Origin of the sequence: Neochlamydia sp. TUME1 (assembly GCF_000813645.1) — a bacterium.
In the GTDB taxonomy this organism is placed as follows: Bacteria; Chlamydiota; Chlamydiia; order Chlamydiales; family Parachlamydiaceae; genus Neochlamydia.
Genome location: NZ_JRXI01000143.1, coordinates 20,286 through 42,949, shown reverse-complemented (window position 1 = coordinate 42,949; position 22,664 = coordinate 20,286). Strand labels below are relative to the sequence as shown.

Annotated in this window: 17 protein-coding genes, 2 tRNA genes and 1 riboswitch; of the genes, 10 read left to right on the top strand and 9 right to left on the bottom strand. The window is 37.8% G+C overall.

The genetic code is table 11. From position 1 onward, the window contains the following. Positions 1-120: 120 nt before the first annotated feature. Positions 121-2,385 (bottom strand): hypothetical protein, encoded by a 2,265-nt coding sequence (locus DB41_RS07275; RefSeq protein ID WP_039385958.1) that lies wholly within the window; start codon positions 2,383-2,385, stop codon positions 121-123. Between the two features lie 403 nt (positions 2,386-2,788). Here DB41_RS07275 and rplU point away from each other — a divergent pair, with 403 nt between their 5' ends. The 3 genes from rplU to obgE all read left to right on the top strand — a co-directional run bounded on the left by rplU (position 2,789) and on the right by obgE (position 4,487). Continuing rightward, positions 2,789-3,118: a 50S ribosomal protein L21 gene (gene rplU / locus DB41_RS07270; RefSeq protein ID WP_039385975.1), complete on the top strand. Its 330-nt coding sequence runs from the start codon at positions 2,789-2,791 to the stop codon at positions 3,116-3,118. A 12-nt stretch (positions 3,119-3,130) separates the two neighbouring features. Then, positions 3,131-3,382 (top strand): 50S ribosomal protein L27, encoded by a 252-nt coding sequence (gene rpmA, locus DB41_RS07265; RefSeq protein WP_039385956.1) that lies wholly within the window; start codon positions 3,131-3,133, stop codon positions 3,380-3,382. A 103-nt stretch (positions 3,383-3,485) separates the two neighbouring features. Continuing rightward, positions 3,486-4,487: a GTPase ObgE gene (gene obgE, locus DB41_RS07260; protein WP_039385954.1), complete on the top strand. Its 1,002-nt coding sequence runs from the start codon at positions 3,486-3,488 to the stop codon at positions 4,485-4,487. Positions 4,488-4,602: 115 nt separating this feature from the next. On the opposite strand, the gene rfbD is transcribed toward obgE, so the two are convergent. Then, positions 4,603-5,463, bottom strand: a complete 861-nt coding sequence (rfbD, locus tag DB41_RS07255) for a dTDP-4-dehydrorhamnose reductase (protein ID WP_039385953.1) — start codon at positions 5,461-5,463, stop codon at positions 4,603-4,605. Continuing rightward, positions 5,460-6,008, bottom strand: coding sequence for a dTDP-4-dehydrorhamnose 3,5-epimerase (gene rfbC / locus DB41_RS07250; protein ID WP_039385951.1), 549 nt, complete (start codon positions 6,006-6,008; stop codon positions 5,460-5,462). Before rfbC ends, rfbD begins: the two co-directional genes overlap by 4 nt. 760 nt (positions 6,009-6,768) lie before the next feature. Between rfbC and DB41_RS07245 the strand changes: the two genes are divergently transcribed. From DB41_RS07245 to DB41_RS07235, 3 genes are all read left to right on the top strand, one after another. Further along, the gene (locus DB41_RS07245; protein ID WP_162180930.1) at positions 6,769-7,800 is read left to right on the top strand and encodes an acetate/propionate family kinase; all 1,032 of its coding nucleotides are present in this window, start codon (positions 6,769-6,771) and stop codon (positions 7,798-7,800) included. A 644-nt stretch (positions 7,801-8,444) separates the two neighbouring features. Continuing rightward, on the top strand, positions 8,445-9,899 hold the full coding sequence (locus tag DB41_RS07240; RefSeq protein WP_052243992.1) for a leucine-rich repeat domain-containing protein: 1,455 nt from the start codon (positions 8,445-8,447) through the stop codon (positions 9,897-9,899). Between the two features lie 441 nt (positions 9,900-10,340). Further along, positions 10,341-10,428 (top strand) — tRNA-Ser (locus tag DB41_RS07235). Between the two features lie 56 nt (positions 10,429-10,484). Here DB41_RS07235 and DB41_RS07230 read toward each other — a convergent pair. From DB41_RS07230 to DB41_RS07220, 3 genes are all read right to left on the bottom strand, one after another. Next, on the bottom strand, positions 10,485-11,360 hold the full coding sequence (locus DB41_RS07230; protein ID WP_039385948.1) for a metal ABC transporter permease: 876 nt from the start codon (positions 11,358-11,360) through the stop codon (positions 10,485-10,487). Then, entirely contained in the window at positions 11,357-12,085 is a 729-nt protein-coding gene (locus DB41_RS07225; protein ID WP_039385946.1) for a metal ABC transporter ATP-binding protein, read from the bottom strand. The genes DB41_RS07230 and DB41_RS07225 overlap by 4 nt, the downstream gene beginning before the upstream one ends. Before the next feature lie 507 nt (positions 12,086-12,592). Further along, the gene (locus DB41_RS07220) at positions 12,593-13,480 is read right to left on the bottom strand and encodes a metal ABC transporter solute-binding protein, Zn/Mn family (RefSeq protein WP_052243991.1); all 888 of its coding nucleotides are present in this window, start codon (positions 13,478-13,480) and stop codon (positions 12,593-12,595) included. Between the two features lie 233 nt (positions 13,481-13,713). Here DB41_RS07220 and DB41_RS07215 point away from each other — a divergent pair. Then, positions 13,714-13,802: transfer RNA gene (locus DB41_RS07215), tRNA-Ser, on the top strand. 549 nt (positions 13,803-14,351) lie between these two features. Here DB41_RS07215 and DB41_RS07210 read toward each other — a convergent pair. The 3 genes from DB41_RS07210 to DB41_RS07200 all read right to left on the bottom strand — a co-directional run bounded on the left by DB41_RS07210 (position 14,352) and on the right by DB41_RS07200 (position 16,665). Beyond that, complete coding sequence (locus DB41_RS07210; protein ID WP_039385945.1) at positions 14,352-14,867, bottom strand: GyrI-like domain-containing protein; 516 nt, start codon at positions 14,865-14,867, stop codon at positions 14,352-14,354. Positions 14,868-15,176: 309 nt separating this feature from the next. Then, positions 15,177-15,608 carry a hypothetical protein gene (locus DB41_RS07205; RefSeq protein WP_039385943.1) on the bottom strand — a complete coding sequence of 144 codons (432 nt, stop codon included), beginning with the start codon at positions 15,606-15,608 and terminating at the stop codon, positions 15,177-15,179. 70 nt (positions 15,609-15,678) lie between these two features. Next, a complete protein-coding gene (locus tag DB41_RS07200) occupies positions 15,679-16,665 on the bottom strand; it encodes a hypothetical protein (RefSeq protein ID WP_039385941.1) in 987 nt (328 codons plus the stop codon). Positions 16,666-16,997: 332 nt separating this feature from the next. After that, positions 16,998-17,186: riboswitch (cobalamin riboswitch) on the top strand. 182 nt (positions 17,187-17,368) lie between these two features. On the opposite strand from DB41_RS07200, the gene DB41_RS07195 reads away from it, so the two are divergent. The 3 genes from DB41_RS07195 to DB41_RS07185 all read left to right on the top strand — a co-directional run bounded on the left by DB41_RS07195 (position 17,369) and on the right by DB41_RS07185 (position 22,442). After that, on the top strand, positions 17,369-18,343 hold the full coding sequence (locus DB41_RS07195) for a ribonucleoside-diphosphate reductase small subunit (protein WP_039385940.1): 975 nt from the start codon (positions 17,369-17,371) through the stop codon (positions 18,341-18,343). 10 nt (positions 18,344-18,353) lie between these two features. Next, positions 18,354-20,672 carry a ribonucleoside-diphosphate reductase subunit alpha gene (locus DB41_RS07190; RefSeq protein WP_039385967.1) on the top strand — a complete coding sequence of 773 codons (2,319 nt, stop codon included), beginning with the start codon at positions 18,354-18,356 and terminating at the stop codon, positions 20,670-20,672. Positions 20,673-21,182: 510 nt separating this feature from the next. Continuing rightward, complete coding sequence (locus tag DB41_RS07185) at positions 21,183-22,442, top strand: glutamate-5-semialdehyde dehydrogenase (RefSeq protein ID WP_080502450.1); 1,260 nt, start codon at positions 21,183-21,185, stop codon at positions 22,440-22,442. The last annotated feature ends 222 nt before the right edge of the window (positions 22,443-22,664 follow it).

Below are 22,664 nucleotides of genomic sequence, written 5' to 3'. Positions count from 1 at the left end.
GAATAAGCGATTAAGTTTGAAAATTTTTTGAAAAAATTCAAAGGTAAGGTTTTCCAGAATAGCAAATCTTAACCTCTATAAACTACCTATAAGACCCAATAAACTTCCCAGAGCATTAAGTTAGATGCTGAATCTATTAATGGGGCAGCTAATAAGGCGATCGATGGGATGCTGTTGAATAAACTTAAGTTTTTCTTTCCTAGCAGCCAACTCCCATTTTTCAGTATGTTGAAGGTCAAGGAGAGGGGTGGGGGAGAGCCGATTTGCTTTTTTTGCTTTTTCTAAATAAGAGGTTATAGCCTCATAAGCTTTCCATTCAGATCTTAAACTTTCAAGTTTAGAGGTATAAACTAAATTAATTAATTTACCTAAAGAAGCGGGATAACATGAGGCTTTTTCGCTCACATTTCTTAAGAGTTTGATAGCTAAGTGGGGATGCTCATCCGCAGCCGAAAGGCAAAAGTTACCTAAAATATCATATAATTCATTTTTTATGGGTTCAGGCAGGAGGGGATCAATGTAGCTGGTGATTTGATACTCATGCTTTATTAAACCAATAAGAATGCTTTTTTTAATAGCATAGGTGTTTAGGTCCTTAGCAATTAAAAAGCTTTCAAGAAATTGAGAAAGAGGGCCTAAAGGAGGAATCCAAAAATCGGGTGCGGGTGCAAGGCTTGCTTCTACATTTTTTAGTATTGAATGGTAAGCAACTATTTTGGAAATTGCAGTGCAAGGACTTCGCTGAACTTCTTCGCTAATCGTTTGTTGCATGATGAAGTCACCAAATATATGGGCCCCAAAAAGATGATAGAGCTCATCTTCTAGCCGATTTTGGAGCCTATAGATTTTAGCTTTGCAATAATAGGTCTGAGCAACTAAGGGTTTGGATAAGTGTTTCTGCTGGATTACTTGTTCAAATAGATCTAAAACTTTTTGAATCTGTCCAGCCTGAGGCTCTTTTTCTATTAATTGGGTCAAGCTATTTAGGCCTTTAGCTATTATTGCTTCTTCCTGCTTTTCATTCAGCAAAAGACAAGTAAACAATTGCATCGCCTCAGGTAAGCATTGTTCAATCTCATTACCCCCTTTATATAACATTTCTGCGTAATTTAACTGGGCATGGCTGACAAGTTGGGGAGCTTCTTTTAAATAATCTTTAGCTTCGATGATTTGCTTAAATAAAAAGATAGCATCGGGCCAATTGAGAATATTTCGGTCATCTCCATCGCGAAAAATAATGGCTAATCCTAGCCCAGCTTTAGCCAAAAGAAGATCATTTTTATAAGAACTTTCCAATACTTCTTGGTATAAACTTTGTGAAAGTGCCAAATTTTTAGTTACATCAGGAAAATCCTGGCGCAAAATATCAGCTTTAGAGCATTTGGACATAAAAGAATAGGCTATATGGCTATCATGAGTAGAAGAATCGATGACTTCATCAAAAAATGAAAGAGCTTTAGAAGCTTCGCCATGAGAAAAATACAACTCTGCTAAGCAGAACTTAGGCTCTATTTGCCCTTCGAGGGCGATATTAGTCTCTAAAGACTTTTCATAGTAAAAAATGGCTTTTTCTACTGAAGGTTTTAAGTCTTTGCTGCCCATGCCATACATATAGGCTTTTCCTACGTAAGCTAGATGTGAGAGAGAGGGGCAAGGATAGATCTTTTCTAAAATAAGGCGAGAAAATTCAAAAAAAAGATCCCATTTTTTCTCATCAAAGTCTGTGAGCGCTTGAGGAGAAAAATCTGCTAGGGCTGCACTGTATAACTCATCGGCATCTAACCAACTTTGCTCGCCAGAGTAAGTGCTAGAGGATATAATCTCTGCGGCTTGCAGGGCGGCTATTCCTCGTATGTAGGTAAATATAGAGCTGACTTGCTGTGTATGAACACTTTTATACAAGCTTAATATTTTTTGCTCATCATTATTAGTAGATTGTATACGTAAGCGTTCAGCTAGGCAAAATCTCCCTAAAATTGCAAGAGGATGGCTTTCTGGATAATTATCGATGATGTTTTCTATAGATGAAGCATTGGCTAAGCTAGGATTATAAAGCCCGATAAGCTCTATACTCAATAAAGTTTTGTGCTTCTCTTCTTCTTCCAGCCAGCTGGAATGTCGGAGTGTATCAAATAGTTCTAAGAATAAACCCTCGTTAAACTTGGCCTCATTATTATATGCAAGGATAATTTGGCTGTTTAGCTTGGCTTTAATGATTGTTTCTGGGTTGAGATGAGTGTCATCAAGAATTTCTTTTAAAAATGTTTGCGCTTTTTCGAGCTGGCCTTGAGCCAGCAGTCTTTCCGCTTTAGCTAACTTCTCGCGACCAGCATGCTGGGAAGAAGGTAAGTAGAAAAGTGAGGGGATGATTGCAAATGCCTGCATAACTATAAATCAGTTTTTTTATTTAATGAATCCATACTAAGAGTTAGCGCGGATATTTTCAATATATTTATAACTTAGCTTAAAGGGCGTAAGAATTTATGAGAGAAGGAGTAGTACAAGTTTGTAGCTTCCCGCGTTATCAAACAAGGCATAAAAGGGCTAGCAATTATTAAGTATATAAAAAAATAGGTGTCGGGTAATTTTTATGAAGAACATTGGCAGCAGGTTGCCCCAAAAGAGTATTTGGCTAATTTTAAGATGCACTTTTTTATTGACAAGAGATCGACTCATTGGATGGCTTTAGATTTCGATTGATTGGAAACCACTAATGCGCTATACTGCATACAGTTTATTGATTTCCTTAAAAAAACTTTATCGTTTTACAATGCCTAAGGGGGCTAGAATGAGTTCCAACAAATCATACGCGATTATCAAAACTGGCGGAAAACAGTATCGTGTAGCTAAAGATGACATCATCCAAGTAGAAATGCTTGACGCAGAACCAGGAGAAAAAGTTGAATTTGCTGAAGTGCTTTTTGTCGGTGAAGAAAACTCTTCCCATGTTAGTGCCCAAGCTTTAGAAGGCTTCAAAGTTATGGGTGAGCTGCTAGATATTGTAGCAGGTCCTAAGGTTGTAAGCTTAAAATATAAACCGAGTCATAATAATTACAGGAAGTTTGGCCACCGTCAACATTATGCACGTGTAAAAATTACTGAGATTGCCAAAGCATAAGGAAGGAGAATTATGGCACATAAGAAAGGACAGGGTTCAACCCGTAACGGACGCGACTCTCACTCAAAACGTCTGGGAATTAAAGTAGGTATGGGTGAAATCGTCAAGACAGGTAGTGTCTTGGTTAGACAAAGGGGCACAAAATGGCACCCAGGTAAAAATGTAGGCCGTGGTAGCGATGATACGCTTTTCGCTCTTGCTGATGGATGCGTTTCTTTTCGTAAATCCGATCGCACTTACATCTCTATCGAAGCTGGAGCCTAACCATTTTAGAGCACAGAAAGAGGAATGATGAGCACTAGTTCTTCTCTTCATTCTTCTTTGTCAATTATTATTCTCTTTTAACTTTCCCTTTTTATATAAAAATATGTTTGTTGATCGTGTGACTATAGATCTAGCTGCCGGTAAAGGCGGAAATGGTGTTATTGCTTGGCGGCGGGAAAAGTATATCCCTAAGGGAGGGCCGTGTGGGGGCAATGGAGGTAAAGGCGGTTCGCTTATCCTTCAAGCCGATGCACAAGTTTTTTCTTTAGAGTGGTTTCGCAATCGCCGTATTTTAAAAGCAGAAAATGGCCGTGAAGGAGGTCCCAATTGCCAGCAGGGGCGTAATGGTAAAGATCTTATCCTGAAAGTTCCTTGTGGCACCTTGGTAAAGAATATTCATACGGGTGAAATTCTTCATGACTTTACCCAAGATGGAGAAAAGTGGGAAATTTGTAAAGGTGGCCGAGGTGGACGTGGTAATGATAGCTTTAAATCTCCTACTAATCGTGCACCCAATACGCGCACAGAAGGCACCGAAGGCCAAGCCTGTAGCATCGAATTAGAGCTAAAATTAATTGCTGACGTAGGATTGGTAGGCTTTCCTAACGCTGGAAAATCCACACTGTTTTCTTCTTTAGCTTCTGTCAAAGTAAAAATAGCTCCCTATCCTTTTACTACCTTACGACCTAACCTTGGTTTTATTACTTATAAAGAACACCAACGCATTTTTATTGCTGATATTCCCGGTATTATCAAAGGCGCTCATTGTAATCGAGGATTAGGCTTTGAATTTTTAAGGCATATAGAACGTACAAAACTTTTGTTATTTGTCTTAGATGCTTCCGGTATCGATGGACGAGATCCCAGCTCGGACTTTGAAGTATTACGTCATGAAATCCAGGCTTATAATCCTGAAATGCTCGAACGTCCTTATCTTATCGTGTTAAATAAAGTAGATACTGAGGAAGCTTCTCAGCATATTAAAGTCTTTTTAAAGAATAAGTTTGCTGCTAAGGAGAAGATTTTCCAAATTTCAGCTATGCTGGGTAATGGCCTGCCTGAATTACGTGAAGCTATTCGTTTAAATATTCAACAGCAAGTGTAATCAAATGATTCTTAAAGGGATTTAAGGCAGAGGGTACAAATAGCTGCCTCTAAAAAATTTAAGAGTTAGCGGGATAGAGTACTTTTATAGCTTTCGCACTCACAACTTCTACAAATTATACCTCCTCGAGGCACATCTGCAGTGTTTCATTCCAATCGGGGAGTTGAATGCCAAATGTTTTTTCTGTTTTTTCGTGACTTAGTAAAGAATTATGAGGGCGTTGGGCAGCTACTGGATAGGCTGATGAGGGAACATTTACAAGTGTAGGCATCTTTACTCCTCTTTTAAGACTATACCCCTCAAAGATGGCTTTAGCAAAGCCGAACCACGAGGTTTTTCCGCGGCAGGTAAGATTGTAAATGCCATCCTGGCCTTCATAACGGGCCATCACCTGTGCTGTAGCTTCTGCAATTAAACGGCTCCAGGTAGGAGCACCCATTTGATCGTCTACAATCTTTAATGTATCTTTCTCTAACCCTAATTTTAGCATAGTTAGCAAAAAATTGTGGCCTCGGTTTCCATAAACCCAACTAGTACGTAAGATTAGATGAGCGCAGCCTAAGGCCTGAATAGCACGATCTCCTTCAAGTTTAGAGTAGCCGTAAAAATTTTGAGGATTAGGAACAGTATCTTCGGTAGAAGGACTGGGCGAGCATCCATCAAAGACATAATCACTGGAATAGTGAACGAGAAGCGCATTAAGCTTTTTAGCCTCCTCAGCAAGAATTTGAGGAGCCCGTGCGTTGATGGCCATACAAGCTTCCTTCTCAGCCTCAGCTTTATCAACTGCTGTATAGGCCGCCGCATTAACGATCATATGGGGCTTTAATCCGCGTAGAAGCTCGCGAATAGAGAGGGGAGAAGCAAGATCTAAAGCTTTCCGATCATAGGTGATAAGCTGTCCCAAAGGTGAAAGAGTGCGACAGAGCTCCCAGCCTACTTGCCCTTGTTTGCCTAAGATAAGAATTTTTTTCATAGGAATACCTCGGCATGTTTGAATAAATTTCCCTTTTGATCTTTAGCCGAAAGAATAGGTACATCTCCCTGAAGGGGCCATTCGATGGCTAAATCGGGATCATTCCAAATAATTGTACGCTCCGACGCAGGATCGTAAAAATCCGATGCTTTATATAGGAAATCAGCCTGGTCTGACAATACTAGAAAACCATGGGCGAAGCCTTTAGGAATCCATAACATCCGTTTATTCTGCGCGGATAATATTAATCCTACCCATTGACCAAAGGTAGGCGAATGTTTGCGTAAGTCTACAGCTACATCATAAACTTCACCGCTAACAACCCGAACAAGCTTTCCTTGGGGCTGATGAATCTGATAGTGGAGTCCACGTAAGACATGTTTAGGAGAATGAGAGTGATTGTCTTGTACAAAAGTATCCCGAATATGAGCTTTTTCGCGAAACATCGTCAGGTTAAAGCTTTCAAAAAAAAAGCCGCGGGCATCCCCGAAAACTTGGGGTTCTATAATTTTGACTTCAGGTATAGATGTTCCAAGGACTTGCATAAATTTACCTTTAGGGATGAGAATGATAAATTATCTTAAGAAGGCGCAGGTTTTGATACAATCAAAAAACCTCAATTTTTTAAATAATGAGGAAAAGGTTTTGGTATAATTAGCACTATGAGGATAGGCCAGCAAAAAAATTATTATCATTGGCTTTTACCGCTTGGCTCTTATCTGCTCTTTCTCTCGTGTTCTGTATCTACCCCTAATAGCTTAATAATGCTTGTAAGTAGGCGTACTATCTTTTTTCAGCCTAAAGGATTCGACTAATAGCAGAGTGAAAGTAAAAAAAATTCGTTTTCTTTATGAAAAAGCAGATCAAGTAGATTTGCATTATATTGAGAGGCCTGCTGAGCTTAAAGCAAAGCTTGACAAGGATAGGTAGCTAACATAGGAAACATCTATTAAAAAAGCTCCCCTTGTTTGGGTTATTTACTTGTAGCTTTTAAAAAAGATCAGGCTCCAAAGATGAATTCAAAGTTGCAAAAGATAGAGGAAAAATAAATAGGAAATAATGGGACAGACATGAGCCGAATAGGAAAAGGCTTACCTGCAGAATAAAAATTTTAAAAAAAAGTTTTTTTGTTTTTACGGGATAATGTATAAAGCATTTTTGGTAATGATTACATTATTCAACTTTTATTTTTAATTATTCCTCTTTCTTCAAAGGAACTAACAGGTGCTTGCATGAAAATTTTAGTGGTAAATGGGGGGTCAAGTTCTTTTAAATTTGCTTTATTTGAAGCAAAAAACGTTTTTTTTGCGCCATCTTGAGCCCTTATGGCAAAAGACGGTAGAATTTGAAAATAGCTGGGAAGATCGCCGAGCAGCTATTAAGAAAGCATTCGAGGAAGTTCCCACGCCCATTGATAGAGTGGGCCATCGCATCGTCCATGGAGGCTCTCTCTTTCAAAAGCCTACTTTTATTACTCCTGAAACTATAAAGCTTCTTCAAAAGCTCTCTCATTTAGCTCCTTTACATAATCCTATAAATTTGGAAGGAATACAGGAGGCCGAGCGTTATTTTCCCTCTGCCACACAAATAGGAGTATTTGATACGGCCTTCTACACTAGCATGCCCGAAGTAGCATGGACTTATCCTGTTCCTAGTGAATGGACTAAAGAGGGAATCCGTCGTTATGGGTTTCATGGAATTAGCCATCAGTATTGCATGGAAACCATTCAAGAGAGGCTAGGTTCGGATAACCATAAACTGATTACGTGTCATTTAGGAAATGGTTCTTCTTGTACAGCTATTTTAAATGGAAAAGGGATAGATACGACCATGGGATTTACTCCTTTGGAAGGGTTAATGATGGGGACACGCAGTGGTTCTATCGATCCGGGGATTATTCTTTATCTCCAAAAGCAGAAAAACATGTCTGTTGAGGAAGTGGACCATTGCTTAAATAAAAAATCAGGTTTATTAGGCATTGGAGGTAGCTTCGATATGCGTAAGATTTTAAAAGCTGCCGAAAGGAAAGATTCGCGAGCAATTTTAGCTTTAGAGCTATATGTACATTGTTTGAAAAAAGCGGTGGGGGCCTTAGCAGCTACCTTAAATGGTCTAGATATTCTATGTTTTACAGGAGGAATTGGAGAGAATGCTGCTCCAGTAAGGCAAAAGGTTATAGAGGGCCTTGAATATTTGGGTGTTAAAGTAGATTCTAGTTTAAACGGCACATGGAAAAATGATGGAGAGATATCACCAGCCGGTTCTAAAGTAAAGGTTTTTGTCGTGCATGTGCGCGAGGAATGGTTAATTGCTAAAGAATGCTTTAACTTACAATAATGATTCATTAAAAAATTATGAGCTAATTAGCAGTTTCTTAAAGAGAAACAAGCGCGGTAAAGAATGAGGTAAAAAATTAAAGTTCACGATTTAATATTTACCATTCCTTAATACTACTCTTTAAGCAAACTAGTATATACCCAATCTTCTTAAACCTGCTTCCTCTATGTAAGAAGATGATTTTATAAAATATGAAATGGCATAAAGACTAGCTCAAAAGCGTATAACCTGGAAGTTAAATTTTTTAGGTGATAAATGTCGTCCTGTATTTCTCCATCTATTCCTGCTGAGATAGAGAGCTGCATGAAAAGTCAAATCTCGAGTTTAAAGAAAATTAGCTGAAAAGTATTCCAGATGAGATAAAGCCACCTTTTAAGTTATAGCTGAAAAAGCTTGTATTTGCATCACCTAGCTTGTTAGATAGAAGGGTTTGAGAATACAGATCACCTTCAGACTCATTAAGGAATCATTACTTTCCGAGGGTGGGCTTTTCTGGTTAAAAGTTAAAAAGAATTTCTCATGGTTTTTATATTAATAACTTGCTTAAATTTTCCTAAGCTGTGCCAAGCTATTGTGTTTTTTTTGTATATAGATCGGGCCAAAAATAACATCAAAATATATATCTATCTTAAAGAGGCCGTATAATGAATCCTAGCTCTTTCATCTCCATTGAACATCTACCTAATGAAATATTAGTCCCTATTTTAAAGGCTTGCGCTAGCCCTTCCTTATCTAGGGTTTGTACAAGATGGCGACACTTATTGGATACTGAAATAATGCCCTCTCTTTATAAGCAAATAGGTCAAATACATGCTCTTCAGCTAGATGTAACCGAGCGGGCTTTTATTATAGATAAGATTTATAAGCTAGAAGCCAATCTTCCTGAAGCCATAAAAATAACTACAATTTTTAGACATCTCTTTATCTTAGCTAAGTCTTTTTCTCCTTTAGAACTTGAAGATAAGCCTATGGAAACAAGATATCTTACTGTGGATAACTACTTCTCTTATCTTATAAATATTAATCGCCTTTTATTTTGGAAAAATCTTCCTGGGGGGCAGCACTATTTAAATCAAGAGGAAATCGAAGCCCTGCCTTTAGCAAGTAGGGGAGAGATTTTTAAAGAGTGGATTGAAAAGTATAATAAAGATATTAAGTGCCTAGGCTTAATAAGCATTGGCTTGACTTTTTTATCTAAAGAGATAGGGCAGCTATCCCAACTAACAAGGCTTCATTTAATTAATAACCAACTCACTATTCTTCCTGCAGAGATAGGCCATTTATCGCAACTGAAATATTTTATGTTAAATGATAACTATCTTACTACTCTCCCAGCAGAGATAGGGCAATTATCGCAATTGAGATGGTTAGAATTAACTGACAACCATCTTACTACTCTTCCAGCAGAGATAGGGCAGCTATCCCAGCTAGTAAGACTTCACTTAGATAAAAACCAACTCACTGCTCTTCCACCAGAGATAGGACAGCTATCTCAGCTAGTAAGACTCCACTTAGATAAAAACCAACTCACTGCTCTTCCATCAGAGATAGGACAGCTATCTCAGCTAGTAAGACTCCACTTAGATAAAAACCAACTCACTACTCTCCCAGCAGAGATAGGGCATTTATCGCAATTAGGTTGGTTAAAATTAACTGACAACCATCTGACTACTCTTCCAGCAGAGATTGGGCAGCTATCCCAGTTGGAAACACTTGACTTAAATGATAACCAGCTCACCATTTTTCCTTTAGAGATCACGGAGCTTTTCCAGCTAAAAAATCTTGAGCTAAGCAACAACCTTCTCGCTGGCCTTCCCCCCGAGATAGGGCATTTATTTCATCTGGAATTACTTTCTTTAGACGATAACCATCTTACTGACCTTCCTCCCGAGATAGGGCATTTATTTCATTTGAGAGCGCTTTATTTAAACGATAACCAGCTTACCTCCCTTCCAGCAGAGTTAGGGCGGTTGTCTAGTCTGCGAAGACTTTATGTACGCTTTAACCAACTCACCTCTCTTCCTTCAGAAATAAAGCCATCATATGAACGGCTATACATAGAGTTGGAAGGAAATCCGTTGGAATATAATGTCAGATAAACTAGTCAGTTTTTAGGCTGTAAATAAAAAAATTTGTATCTTTAGTGCCTAGTTTGTTAGATCGAAAAGCTCTAGAGGTGTAGAGGAGATCGTCAGTATAGCATTTAGGGCAAAGGGCAATAAAGCAGCAAAAAAGCTATTTAGAGCCTTCGCCTTACATTACCTGCTTTTTTTGTTTATTAGGCTTTTTGAGGATATCTAATCACCATAAAAAGTTGCCGATTACCCAGATAAAAGAGTGCTATGAAATTATTCTTAAAAGCTTTAAGGATAGCTTTACCTTTTATTTCAGGATTTTAGAGTATAGCAAGAAATTATAAAGCTTAGGAATGTTCGAGGGTCTTAAATCAGTTTTCTTGTTAAAAACTTCTCTTTTTCTATATAAAGGGTTGCGTAAAAACAGTCTGCACGCTAGGATATCTGTTTAATCAGCGTATTTATGGAAAGATGGCTGAGTGGCCGAAAGCACGTCCCTGCTAAGGACGCATACCTCTCAAGGGTATCGAGGGTTCGAATCCCTCTCTTTCCGTAGTTAACTTAAGGCTATGCAAGTTAACAAAGCTTGTAATAGATCTTACTCTTATTTTATTTATCGGAAGGGATAGCTAAGCTAGTCTTCCGAGCTCTTTTTATCCCATATTTTCCTAGTAAGGTGAGCACATAAGTTAAGCCTGCTACTAGCGCAATCGTCGCTCCACCGGGCCAATCCATATAAAAAGCTGCTTGCATTCCGAAAAAGCAAAATCCTGCGCTGATACAAATAGCAATGGCCATCATTTGAGAAAGCCTGGTTGTGAATAGATTGGCAATCGCAGCGGGGATTGTAAGCATGGTCATCACTAAGATAATACCCACCACTTGAATCAAAAGCACAATAGAAACAGCCGTTAACACCAGCAATAAAAGATAAAGTGAATTAACAGAGATGCCTTGGAGCTGAGCTTGTTCTTCATCAAAACAAATGGCTAAAAAGCGTTTATGGAGACAAAGCACGGTTAAAAAGATGACAATATCTAAGGTAAGTAAAATTTTTAGATCAGTAGGGGTGACCCATAAGATATTTCCAATAAGAAAATTGGTGAGTTCAACGTTAAAACCAGGGGTTTGCGAAATAAATAGAATCCCTACTGCCATACCTATTGACCAAATGGCAGCAATGACAGTATCCTCACGCTGGCGATAATGAAGATGAATCCATCCGATGAGCAAAGAAGAAACTATGGCTGCAATAAGAGCACCTAGCAAAGGCGAGACCCCTACAAAGCCCTTAGCCCTTTCTAGCCATAAGCAAATGCCTATTCCACTAAGGACTGCATGAGAGATGCTGCCACAAATAAAAATAATTCTTTTTACTACCACATAAGAGCCTATAATTCCGCTTACAAATGAAGCTGCTATTCCAGCTAATATAGCTGCTAATAAAAGCGGATTGGTATGTAAGGCGTCAAAAAAAGAGGTCATTGAATTTCTCGCTTTAACTGAATCAAAGGTGAATGGTAAAGACCCATAGCGAAATGTTCACAAACTTCTTCTGGCTTTAACAATAAAGCTGTGTTTTGGACGAGAAGAACCTGTTTTACTTGTTCGATCGCAGTGTTTAAATCATGGGTTACCATAAGAATAGCCATTTTTTGGCGAAGGCTGTATAAAATATCATAAATGTCAGCTTCTGCTTGTGAATCCACATGAGCTGTCGGTTCGTCTAAAAGCAGTAGCTGCGGATCGGAGATTAAAGCTCTAGCAATCAATGCTCGCTGAGCTTGCCCACCTGATAATGTACCAAAAGGTTTGTTATAAAAGTTAGGCAGCTTTACGCGATTTAAAGCTTCTTTAGCAGCTTCTTTATCAGCTGAAGAGAACTTTCCATACCACGGAAGTTTAGAAAGGCGCCCGGCTAAAACCACTTCTAAAACTGAAATGGGAAACTCACGATCATAACGGTGTGTCTGAGGAACATAGGCAATTTGATGACGAGAGGATTGAGGAGGTGACCCTAAAATTTCTATTTTGCCTGAAGAGGGTTTTAAAAATCCCATTAACAGCTTAAGAAGGGTGGTTTTGCCCCCTCCATTGGGTCCTATGATACCGATGAAATCATTCGACTCAATAGTTAAATGGATGTCAGTAAGAACGGGCGTTTCGGCATAGGCGAAATTGAGATGATCTATATGGATAACAGGAGGCATCAAGAAAAGCCTTTAGACTAAATTAATGGTCTTTTATATTAAAGTCTTCAGAATTAATTTGTCCATCTATCTCTGAAGTCCTGAAAATTAACCCATATTTTTGAATTTGCACGATCAGAAAATTAAACAGCTTGGTAAATGTTAAGTCCCGGATTTCTTGATTTGATTACCACGAGTAGTTTTTTTGCTTATACAGGATGGTGTTTAAATAGATCGGCTGTCAGCAAAATTTAAGAAGGAAGGGCGTTAATGATAAGGGGCAAAATTCTTCAGGAAAGTAGGTACATACATCCAGCTCTAGGTGTGCAGGCAAGCTTTCTATTAGGAAACCAATTGCAGGGCGGAAAAGTTTGATGTACTTTCTTTTCGTAGGCTATGTGATAGAAGAAAAAATAAGGTAAAAGCTTTGCTGCTCATACACTCAAGAAAAACAGGGGGTAAGCTTTAAGATAAAGAATATTTGTCAAAGCCTTTTCTTAAGCATAAGAAAAATTGGGTCAAATTATTTTAAGAGGCCCCAAAAGCTTTGGCAATCTCCCGCATACTTTCCAAATAATTTTCAGCATAAGGATTTAGATTAACTAGGCGAGCACCTAGTTGGGCAGCAATTAATTTGGCCCCTTTACTACTGTATTGAACTTGCACGAAAATAGTTTTTATGTGATTACTCTGCGCCTCTTTAATCAATCGAGTAAGCTGTTGAGGGGTAGGATCTTTTCCCTCAAACTCAATAGAAAGCTGTCGACAATTATATTCACGGCAAAAATAAGCATAAGCTGGATGAGAGACCATTAGCACAGGATTATGAGGCTTACTTAAAAGAGTATGAATCTCCTCATGGAGGTGATCGAGCTCTTGATGAAAATGAGCTAAATTGCTTTGATAGAGCAAGGCATTTTCTGGATAGGTTTTAATTAAAGCTTCTGCAATAGTGGTAGCTTGAATTTTAGCTTGAATTGGACTTAGCCAATAATGAAGGTCATAGCTGTTTTCCTGGGAGTGACAGCAATGGTGAGGGTGTTTGCTCTCATAAGAAATAAGATCAAGATTTTGCCTTAAATCGATCAATTGCATGCGTGGATTATAGCTTTTTAAGGCTGACTTAACTTTTGGCTCAAATCCTTCTCCTACATAAAACCAAAGATCAGCTTGAGTAGCCTCTAACATCTGTTTAGGCGTTGGCTCATAAGTATGAGCGCTAGCGCCCGCAGGCACCATAACTCCTACTTGAAGAGTAGACCCTGCAAGCTTTTCTACAAAAAATTTGTGAGGAGCTACACTCACTAGTACATAATGAGAGTGGACTGAATTTTCCCTAGAAAATATCTGATGGGATAGCGAAAAAAAAGAGAGGAAAATAGTAAAAAATATTAAAGGTTTTTTAATGCTTATCATATAAATAAGAGTTGTAAGATACAATAATTTACATCCACTATGCTGAGAATTAAGAATTAAAGCAAGTAATTAAGCTGTCAATAAAGATCTTGAAAAAAAACTTATGAACGTCTTCTCATGTAGCAATGAATGCAATTTGCTAATATAAAAAAACGAAAGACCAGACGATTAAATTTTTTATCCTTGCAACTTATTTTAAAGATGAATTAATCTACTGCAGATTCCTTAATCTTGGAGAGGTGTCCGAGTGGCTTAAGGAGCACGCTTGGAAAGCGTGTGTACGCTTTTAAACGTACCGTGGGTTCGAATCCCACCCTCTCCGTCATGTTGACCTGAGTAAATTGTTCTCTTTTACTTCAGCAAAACGCAGATAAAGCTTTAAAGCCTTGCATTTGGCGGGCTTTTCAAAAGAGGACATAAATTTTAAACTCCTAGATCTGCTTTGCTTTCTCTTTTTATTGGGCTTCAGTTCTTTCACAATTTGTCCTTCTTTCACCTTCCCCAACACTTAGTAATAGTTATTAATTTTTTGAGTTTACTCAACTTAAAAGTTAACGCATTTTTAAGCATGCGGAATGCAATTTTAGACTCCATAAAACACCTTGTTTTAGGCAAAATCTTTTATCAAAATATAAGAAGTTTACTACAAATTATAAAGCTTGCCCGATGAACCTGGACATTGCCTCAAGAAAAATACAATCTTGCATTAAGTTTAGATGAGTGAGGGTTTACTAATTTTAATAGGCAAGCCCAATAAAGCAACTTCTATGGATATTCGCAGGATCTTTTTAGCTCCTTACCTGGGGTAAGGGGCTATGGCTTATAGTAGGAAAACCTGAGAGAAAAATCGCTACTTTTTAAACTTTACCTCTTAAGTGTAATGAGGTCTTTGCTTTTCGCTTTTAATGCCAATGTAAATATCAAGTATTGCATTCTGGTGATCGCTTGCACGCTCATCGTAAATCTCAAAATCAGCCAAATATTCTCTTTCCCCACCCAACTCGGGAGCGGACATCGACCAAATTTTTTGCCACATATTAATGCATAGGGAAGGTAGAGTACCTGGATTGCTTATGAATTTTACGTAATTTTGAGCAGGTATAACAAGGGCGGACAATCCTTCAGCCATTACATCGAATTTACTGACTTCTTCACCAATAAAATAAGTATAATCTCCATTAAAATCAGATTCATAATCGGTATAAACGCAATAGGTTGTACCTGGCTTTGCGCGATAAAGAATTTTTTCTGAATACGCGCCATGGAAATACCTTTGGATTGTTGGGCTAATTTTAGCAGAGGAGGGGTCCTTCTCCCATGAATTGTTAGTGCGGCTTGTAATGCCCACTAGTTTAATTTCTGATAATTGTATTATCGTTTTGCGCATAAGCTAAATTTCTCAAGATCCTCAAAGTTTTAGTTAAATCTTCTAAATTTCATGGGCAATAAATGCCACCATTTTGATAAACGCCTCCTTAATTCAGCTAAAGGAGCAAATTTATTACTTTTCTCTTTACATTCTAGCTAGAAAAGTTAAATGTAGAAAATATTATATAGAAACCCTCTTACGAAGAATAGGAAAAAACTTTCTTAGTCTTTCCTACTTCTTCAAAGCATTTGAATCTTTTAGCTTGATCCCCATGGCTAGGCTTTTATTCTAGGGACCCTTTACTTTTTTTGGAAATTAACCTTAATTTTAATGTAATTGATTTAAAGCATGCATAACGGCTTCTCTTGTTGTATCTATTTGATGATTAACCTGAGAGACACCATTATGGTTTGTAGCTAAGTTTTTCCAATGCACACTCCATATTTTAGCCAGCTGTTTAAGATTTTCTGGGACAGGGGAGGGGAGAAGAATAACAATGTCACTCATCATGGCAATATAATTCCATCCCTCAATAGCCTCTATTTTTGAATGCGTGTCTTTATATAGAGTGGTGTTAACAACCGCTTGCAATCCTCCTAAGTTTTTAAGCATTTCAAAACCTGCTTGGCGGATGTTTCGGTTTCTTTCCGTTTGCTCTAAGCGCCAGGTGTTTACAGCTAAAGCAATAACGGCCACTATTAAACTAATGATAGCTACCGCATTGTTATATAATTGATTACGAAAGTTGGGCGATTTCATTCCTATCCTCAGCTTATCTTTAGGTTTTCATGCTATTGAATAAGTACACTAGACTCTTTCCTTAATCAAGCTATTTATTTATTAAAAGAAAAACATAAGTAGGTTGATAAGAGGAGCTAATATTTCTTTTGTGGAAATGAAAACCACTTTGGAGGATTTTTTTACATATTGCATAGAGGGGAAGATGATGTTCCACAGGAGCATGGATGCTGTCGAAAACTTCTTGAAACTTTTTATAATAATTATTTTCTTCTTCAGAAAGCAAATTTTCATGCGATTTTGCTCTTTTTTGTATAATAAGAGTTTCTTTAAAAATTAGGGCCCCTCCTACTTTTAAAAGAGCCTTAAGCTCTGACAGCTTATCTAAAGAGAGATTAGTATAAATAATGTCAAATGTGCCAATGTGACGTTCATACTTTTCTTGCAAGTTTATGTTTTGAAGAAGATTAGCCTCACTAAAGCCAGTAATGGTAATGTTCTTTTTCCCTCTGGTTTTTAAGAGAGCCTCGATACTTAAATTTAGAAATTCTTTTTGTTCAGCAGAATACCCCAGGCCATATAACTGAACTTTCTCTGTAGGAAATTGAGGGGCTAATCTATTAAAGTTAATCATCAGGATAGGTAGCAAAGCTGTAGCTGTGATGCCTCCTATTTTTATTTCTTGAAAGCCTGAAGAATTTAGCGCTTTTAAAAGATGAGCAATTGTTAATATAACTGTCTCACAACCAATTTCTTTAATTGCTTCCTTAGAAAAAAAATTAATTTTCTCACTTCTGGCGCGCTCAGAAGAAACTACAGGAGCTTTAGAAGATAAGCTAGAAGAAGGAAGGTTTCTTCTAGGAGACTTAAAGTAATGCCATTCTCCTCGGGATGGCGTCCCTTTAATTTTATAAGAAGAAAGAGGATTGTCCAAATCTCCTCGTCTTTGCATAAGGCCAAGGATAACCTCTGGGGAAAATCTCTGCAAACTCTCCCTTGGAAAGCGTGTAGTTTTTTCTTGGCTAAGGGAAGAAGGAATGAAAGGGGACCTCTCTGAAGAAATCGTAAGGGAACTCATCGCTACTCCTTAAAATAAAATGAATGATTGTTAAAAAATATTAAAGCTATCGGCTTGCTTTTTTATTCTTCAAGAAATTTAGTGGGAAGCGGACTTTCCTGAGGCACTCTCTAAAAAAGCATTAAGATTAACTGCTTGCAAATTGATACACTTTTTTCTTTTTTCTCTCCAGCAATATAAGCTTTTGACTATCTAGCTAAAATAGGGAGGGGCAGATTGTATCCTTCTCAAAAAGTTTTTTAATGACATGAAAATTTAAGAAAACTGTTCAGATTCTTGATTCCTATTGACAAAATCTTGGCAACGTATATATTTACTAGCACAATGAGAAATTCATTGGACTTAAGATAAGTGCTTTTAGTTAAGGCTAGAAGAGAATAGGGAAACAGGTGTAAATCCTGTGCGGTAACGCCGCTGTAATGAGTGACGAAAGCTAAAATGCCACTGCTTTTATTAGTGGGAAGGCTGGCAAGTAGGATGATCTCAGAGTCAGAAGACCTGCTTATCTTTGCTCATCGCATCTTTTTTATAAAAGGTGAACTGTCTCGTTAAAGACAGGATGGGGAAAATAAAGAGTGATATTCTTTCTCTTTTTGGCCAATCTGCTCGGTCTATTTTCTCCCTTTCTTTAATTATTAAATCGTGGGCTTATCATTCTAGATAGGATGGTAGACCTTAAGCTTATTTTTTTTGGGAGTTTCTTATGCAGGCCTTGCATGAACCAATTTTACTAGAAAACAAAGAACGCTTTGTTTTATTTCCTATCAATCACCAAGATATTTGGCAGATGTATAAAAAAGCTGAAGCTAGCTTTTGGACAGCTGAAGAGATCGATCTGTCTACGGATGTACAGCACTGGGAGAAAAAACTTAATGAAAATGAAAGACACTTTATCAAGCATATTCTAGCTTTTTTTGCTGCTAGTGACGGTATTGTAAATGAAAACCTGGCTGTGAATTTTCTTAACGAGGTTCAATACCCTGAAGCAAGATGTTTTTATGGATTTCAAATCATGATCGAAAACATTCATTCTGAAACTTATTCTTTATTAATTGAGACATATATCAAAGATTCGCAAGAAAAAAGCATGCTTTTTCATGCCTTAGATACCCTTCCTTGTGTAGCTAAAAAAGGAGAATGGGCCTTAAAGTGGATTTCTAAAGGGGGATTTGCTGAACGTTTAGTAGCTTTTGCTGCCGTCGAAGGTATTTTCTTTTCAGGAAGCTTTTGCTCAATTTTTTGGCTTAAAAAACGGGGCCTTATGCCAGGCTTAAGTTTTGCCAACGAATTAATTTCTAGAGACGAAGGCTTGCATTGTGACTTTGCTTGTTTAATCTATTCGCAACTTGCTCATAAACTATCCGAAGAGCTTGTTAAAGAGATTATTGGAGATGCAGTCAAGATTGAGAAGGAATTTGTCATGGAGGCTTTACCCGTCAAATTGATTGGCATGAACGGAGATTTGATGTGCCAGTATATCGAATTTGTAGCCGATCGATTATTAAATGCGCTGGGTTATTCTAAATTATATCAGGTGAATAATCCTTTTGATTTCATGGAACTTATATCGCTGCAGGGTAAAACTAATTTCTTTGAAAAAAGAGTTTCTGAATATCAGAAACCAGGTGTGATGTCTACTCAAAGGAATCACGAATTTACTCTAAATGAAGAATTTTAAAGGAGGTGGTATGTTTGTAATTAAGCGCGACGGAAGAAAAGAGGCGATGAAGTTTGATAAAATTACAGCTCGGCTTCAAAAGTTATGCTACGCCCTAGATGCTAAGCATATTAACCCTGTGCTAGTAGCTAGGCGTGTCATCGAAGGTGTTTTTGATGGGGTGACTACCAGCGAGTTAGACAACCTAGCTGCTGAGGTGGCGGCAACTTTAACGGCTAACCATCCTGATTATGCGATTTTAGCGGCTAGAATTTCGATTTCTAATTTGCATAAAAATACCAATAAATCGTTTTCTGAGACCATTAAAGCCCTCTATCTTTATGTGGATCCTAAAAGCGGGAAACATGCGCCTCTCATTGCTGAAGATGTTTATGAGATTATCCAACAACATGCAGAGCTTCTAGACTCTACTCTCATCTATGATCGAGATTTTTTGTACGATTACTTTGGATTTAAAACTTTAGAAAAAGCTTATTTACTAAAAATGCAAGGTAAAGTAGTGGAAAGGCCTCAGCATATGTTAATGCGGGTATCGATAGGCATTCATAAAGGAGATATTGAGTCTGCCATGGAAACCTATCATCTGATGAGCGATCGATGGTTTACTCAGGCCACTCCTACCCTTTTCAATGCTGGTACACCAACTCCTCAGCTTTCTTCTTGTTTTTTACTACAAATGAAAGAAGACAGCATCGACGGTATTTTTGATACCCTTAAACAATGTGCTAAAATCTCTCGAGCTGCAGGAGGCATAGGCTTAAGTATCCATGGTATCCGTGCGACAGGTTCTTACATCCGTGGAACAGGGGGTATCTCTAATGGAGTTATTCCTATGCTTAAAGTATTTAATGATACTGCTCGCTATGTAGATCAGGGAGGAGGAAAGCGTAAAGGATCTTTTGCTGTTTATCTAGAACCTTGGCACGCTGATATTTTTGAATTTTTAGATCTAAGAAAAAATCAAGGGAAGGACGAAATGCGTGCGCGTGATCTTTTTACAGCGCTTTGGATTCCAGATCTTTTTATGCAGCGGGTGGAGGCTAACCAAGATTGGTCTTTGTTTTGTCCTAATGAAGCGGCAGGCTTAGATGCCTGCTGGGGAGATGAGTTTGAAAAACTTTATAAGCAGTATGAAAAAGAGGGGCGTGTCCGTAGAGTAATTAAAGCTCAAGAGCTCTGGTTTAAAATTTTGGAGGCACAAATTGAGACAGGCAGTCCTTACATGGTTTATAAGGATGCTTGTAATAGAAAATCGAATCAGCAACATCTAGGGACTATTCAATCGAGTAACCTATGTACCGAAATTATAGAGTACACAGCTCCAGGAGAAGTAGCCGTGTGTAATCTGGCATCTTTAGCTTTACCGCGTTTTATCAAAGATGGACAGTTTGATTATCCTAAGCTATTTGAGGTTACTCAAGTGGTCACGCGGAATCTAAATAAAATTATTGATGTCAATTATTATCCTGTGGTGGAAGCTGAATATTCTAACCTCCGTCATCGCCCTATTGGCATTGGGGTGCAGGGCTTGGCAGATGTGTTTTTGATATTAAAAATGCCTTTTGAGTCTCAGGAGGCTAAGCAATTAAATCGCGAGATTTTTGAGACAATCTATTTTGCTGCCTTAACAGCTTCAAAAGACCTGGCTAAAATTCATGGCCCTTATTCAACTTATGAAGGCTCTCCTATGTCTAAAGGAATCTTTCAATATGATATGTGGAATGTGGTGCCAGGGAAGCGCTGGGATTGGCCCTCCCTTAAGGCTGAAGTAGCTTTATATGGAGTAAGGAACTCACTTTTAGTAGCCCCTATGCCCACAGCTTCTACTTCGCAAATCCTGGGAAATAATGAATGCTTTGAACCCTATACTTCAAATTTGTATACACGCCGTGTGCTATCGGGGGAATTCATCGTAGTGAACAAGCATCTATTAAAAGATTTGATCCATCTAGGTTTATGGGGTGAAGAGCTCAAAAATCAGCTGATCGCTGCTAACGGTTCGGTACAAGGCATTAAGGAAATTCCTGAAAATATTAAGGAACTCTATAAGACAGCGTGGGAAATCAAGCAAAAAACATTAGTAGAAATGGCCGCAGAGCGTGGGCCCTTTATTTGTCAATCTCAGTCGCTAAACTTATTTGTAAAGAATCCTACCTTTGCCAAACTGACCTCCATGCATTTTTATGGATGGAAATGTGGCTTAAAGACGGGCATGTATTATTTAAGAACGCAAGCTGCTGTGGATGCAATTAAATTTACTTTAGAGGCCAAACCTTTTGTGGCTTGTAGTGCAAATAACAAAGAAGAATGTCTAGCATGTAGCGCTTAAGTTAAACAAAGATTAAGATTTTTAAATAATGCTAGCTTGATATTAAAAAGAATAGCCAAAGAAACTTGCCTTGCCATCCTTTTTTTGTAAAATTTAAAAAGAGCGAAGTTTTCTGAAAATCCTCTAAGAGTTTTAGCTCTTATTTTGCGGATCTTTTTCCCTTGGAAATAGCTAGCTTTTAAGCTGTTTTCAAGAGAAAATTCATAAAAATTGAGAAAAAATTCGGCCGACTATCAAAATTTTAAGTTACAAGCTTTTGTATGATAATTCGTAAGATAATAGGTACTATCTTAAAAAATTGGCAAAAAGTTTAAAAATTATGCCAGGTATTTTAACTATGCAATGAGCTTGTAAGTCAAACAAACATAGAGCCAGATAGGGCTTACTGCTCATTTCTTTGCTCGCTTATCTCACAAGGGGAGGAGGTATTGCTCCTTAAAGGCTTTTTTACTTGACAGGGCACCTTTTCACTTAATAGCATGCAAATTATGCTTAAGGAGAGTAGAGCTTATGAATAGGACGATGTCGGATTTAGATAAAAAAGCAAGTAAAGCCAAAAACGCGTTTTTAATACTTTCTAACGTCTCCGAAAGCCAAAAAAACCTGGCTTTAAGTGAAATATCCAAAGCTTTATCAGCTTACCTAGAAGAAATAAAGCAGGCTAATCCACAGGATCTTTCTCCGTCAGGTGAGGATAAAAAGAAATTAATAGAACTTGGTTGCTTAGATCGGGTGATAGAATATATATCTGATATTAGAAGAATGCCTGATCTGAATGGAGAAATTTTTGATGATCAAACACTTTCCAATGGTTTGAGATTAGCAAAATATCGTGTTCCTATAGGTGTCCTAGGATATGTTTTAGATATTAATCCCGCTACGCTTATAAGGGTGGCAGCTCTAACTATCAAATCAGGAAATCCTTTAATCATTTGGGCAGGAAAAGAGATTAAGAATACTTGTTATTTTCTAGTTAAGATAATTCAAATGGGGTTAGAGGCAGCTGATTTACCTATCGAGAGCGTTCAGCTTCTTCACTCTCATGACGAAGAGCAATTAAAAGATTTTGTTCAATGTAAAAAAAGCGTGGATCTCGTTCTTTTAGCAGGAAGTGCCTCTCTTACAACTTTTTGCCAAAAAAATAGCCTCATTCCTCTTATTTATGAGAATAAAAGTGTCTGCCATCTTTATATTGATCAATTGATCAATAGTGAGAAAGCGCTTGAAGTCATCCATAATGCTAAAATGCAAGAGGCAGAGACCCCCTATTCCCTCAGCACTTTGCTTGTCCATGAAGCTTTAGCAGATTCTTTCCTTCCTTTCCTTTTTAAAACCTTACTTGATAAAGGCATTTCTTTGCGTTTGGATAATAGATGTTGGGAGCTGTTGGTCTCTTGTTGTTTAAATCTTGGAAATGCTCAGTTAGCTGTACTACAAGATTGGGATACAGCTTGGCATTCAAATGTCTTAAATATTAAGTTGGTTAAAGGCATGGAGGAGGCTATCGAACATATCCATCTGCATGGATCAGGAAGCTGTGATGGCATTCTTTCTGATCACCCTGTACATGCCATGCAATTTTCCTCTTTAGTAAGTTCTGAAGTTATTATGATTAATTCCTCTCTTCGTTTTCTAGATGAAGCCTCCCGGGGTGGAGAGCCAGAAACATTAATTAATCTCCATAAGCTCCGCATTCCAGGCTCTCTTGTCTTAAAAGAATTGATGAGCTATAAGAGGCTTGTCCAAGGCAATTATCATGTTTGTCAATAAGGATAAATATTCTCTTCTAAGAAGCAAATAAGCTTTTCCACTAATTTTCCATAATTTTTCTTACTAAAATATTTGTTTATTATAGGGAAAGCGTTAATATACAAGTAAGATTAACTCCAGGATATGACGTGTAAATAAATGATTTCTCTTTTCCTAGAGTGAAAAGAAAAACACAAGCTCTAAACTAGGCTAAGCATTAAGAGATTTGTGGCAAAAGCCTAA

Coding starts and splice junctions, on each gene's coding strand:
- obgE (WP_039385954.1), top strand. CDS start 3,486: ATGTTTGTTGATCGTGTGACTATAGATCTAGCTGCCGGTAAAGGCGGA.
- DB41_RS07190 (WP_039385967.1), top strand. CDS start 18,354: ATGTTTGTAATTAAGCGCGACGGAAGAAAAGAGGCGATGAAGTTTGAT.
- DB41_RS07275 (WP_039385958.1), bottom strand. CDS start 2,385: ATGCAGGCATTTGCAATCATCCCCTCACTTTTCTACTTACCTTCTTCC.
- DB41_RS07240 (WP_052243992.1), top strand. CDS start 8,445: ATGAATCCTAGCTCTTTCATCTCCATTGAACATCTACCTAATGAAATA.
- DB41_RS07210 (WP_039385945.1), bottom strand. CDS start 14,867: ATGCGCAAAACGATAATACAATTATCAGAAATTAAACTAGTGGGCATT.
- DB41_RS07185 (WP_080502450.1), top strand. CDS start 21,183: ATGAATAGGACGATGTCGGATTTAGATAAAAAAGCAAGTAAAGCCAAA.
- DB41_RS07195 (WP_039385940.1), top strand. CDS start 17,369: ATGCAGGCCTTGCATGAACCAATTTTACTAGAAAACAAAGAACGCTTT.
- DB41_RS07230 (WP_039385948.1), bottom strand. CDS start 11,360: ATGACCTCTTTTTTTGACGCCTTACATACCAATCCGCTTTTATTAGCA.
- DB41_RS07225 (WP_039385946.1), bottom strand. CDS start 12,085: ATGCCTCCTGTTATCCATATAGATCATCTCAATTTCGCCTATGCCGAA.
- rfbC (WP_039385951.1), bottom strand. CDS start 6,008: ATGCAAGTCCTTGGAACATCTATACCTGAAGTCAAAATTATAGAACCC.
- rplU (WP_039385975.1), top strand. CDS start 2,789: ATGAGTTCCAACAAATCATACGCGATTATCAAAACTGGCGGAAAACAG.
- rpmA (WP_039385956.1), top strand. CDS start 3,131: ATGGCACATAAGAAAGGACAGGGTTCAACCCGTAACGGACGCGACTCT.
- DB41_RS07220 (WP_052243991.1), bottom strand. CDS start 13,480: ATGATAAGCATTAAAAAACCTTTAATATTTTTTACTATTTTCCTCTCT.
- DB41_RS07200 (WP_039385941.1), bottom strand. CDS start 16,665: ATGAGTTCCCTTACGATTTCTTCAGAGAGGTCCCCTTTCATTCCTTCT.
- rfbD (WP_039385953.1), bottom strand. CDS start 5,463: ATGAAAAAAATTCTTATCTTAGGCAAACAAGGGCAAGTAGGCTGGGAG.
- DB41_RS07205 (WP_039385943.1), bottom strand. CDS start 15,608: ATGAAATCGCCCAACTTTCGTAATCAATTATATAACAATGCGGTAGCT.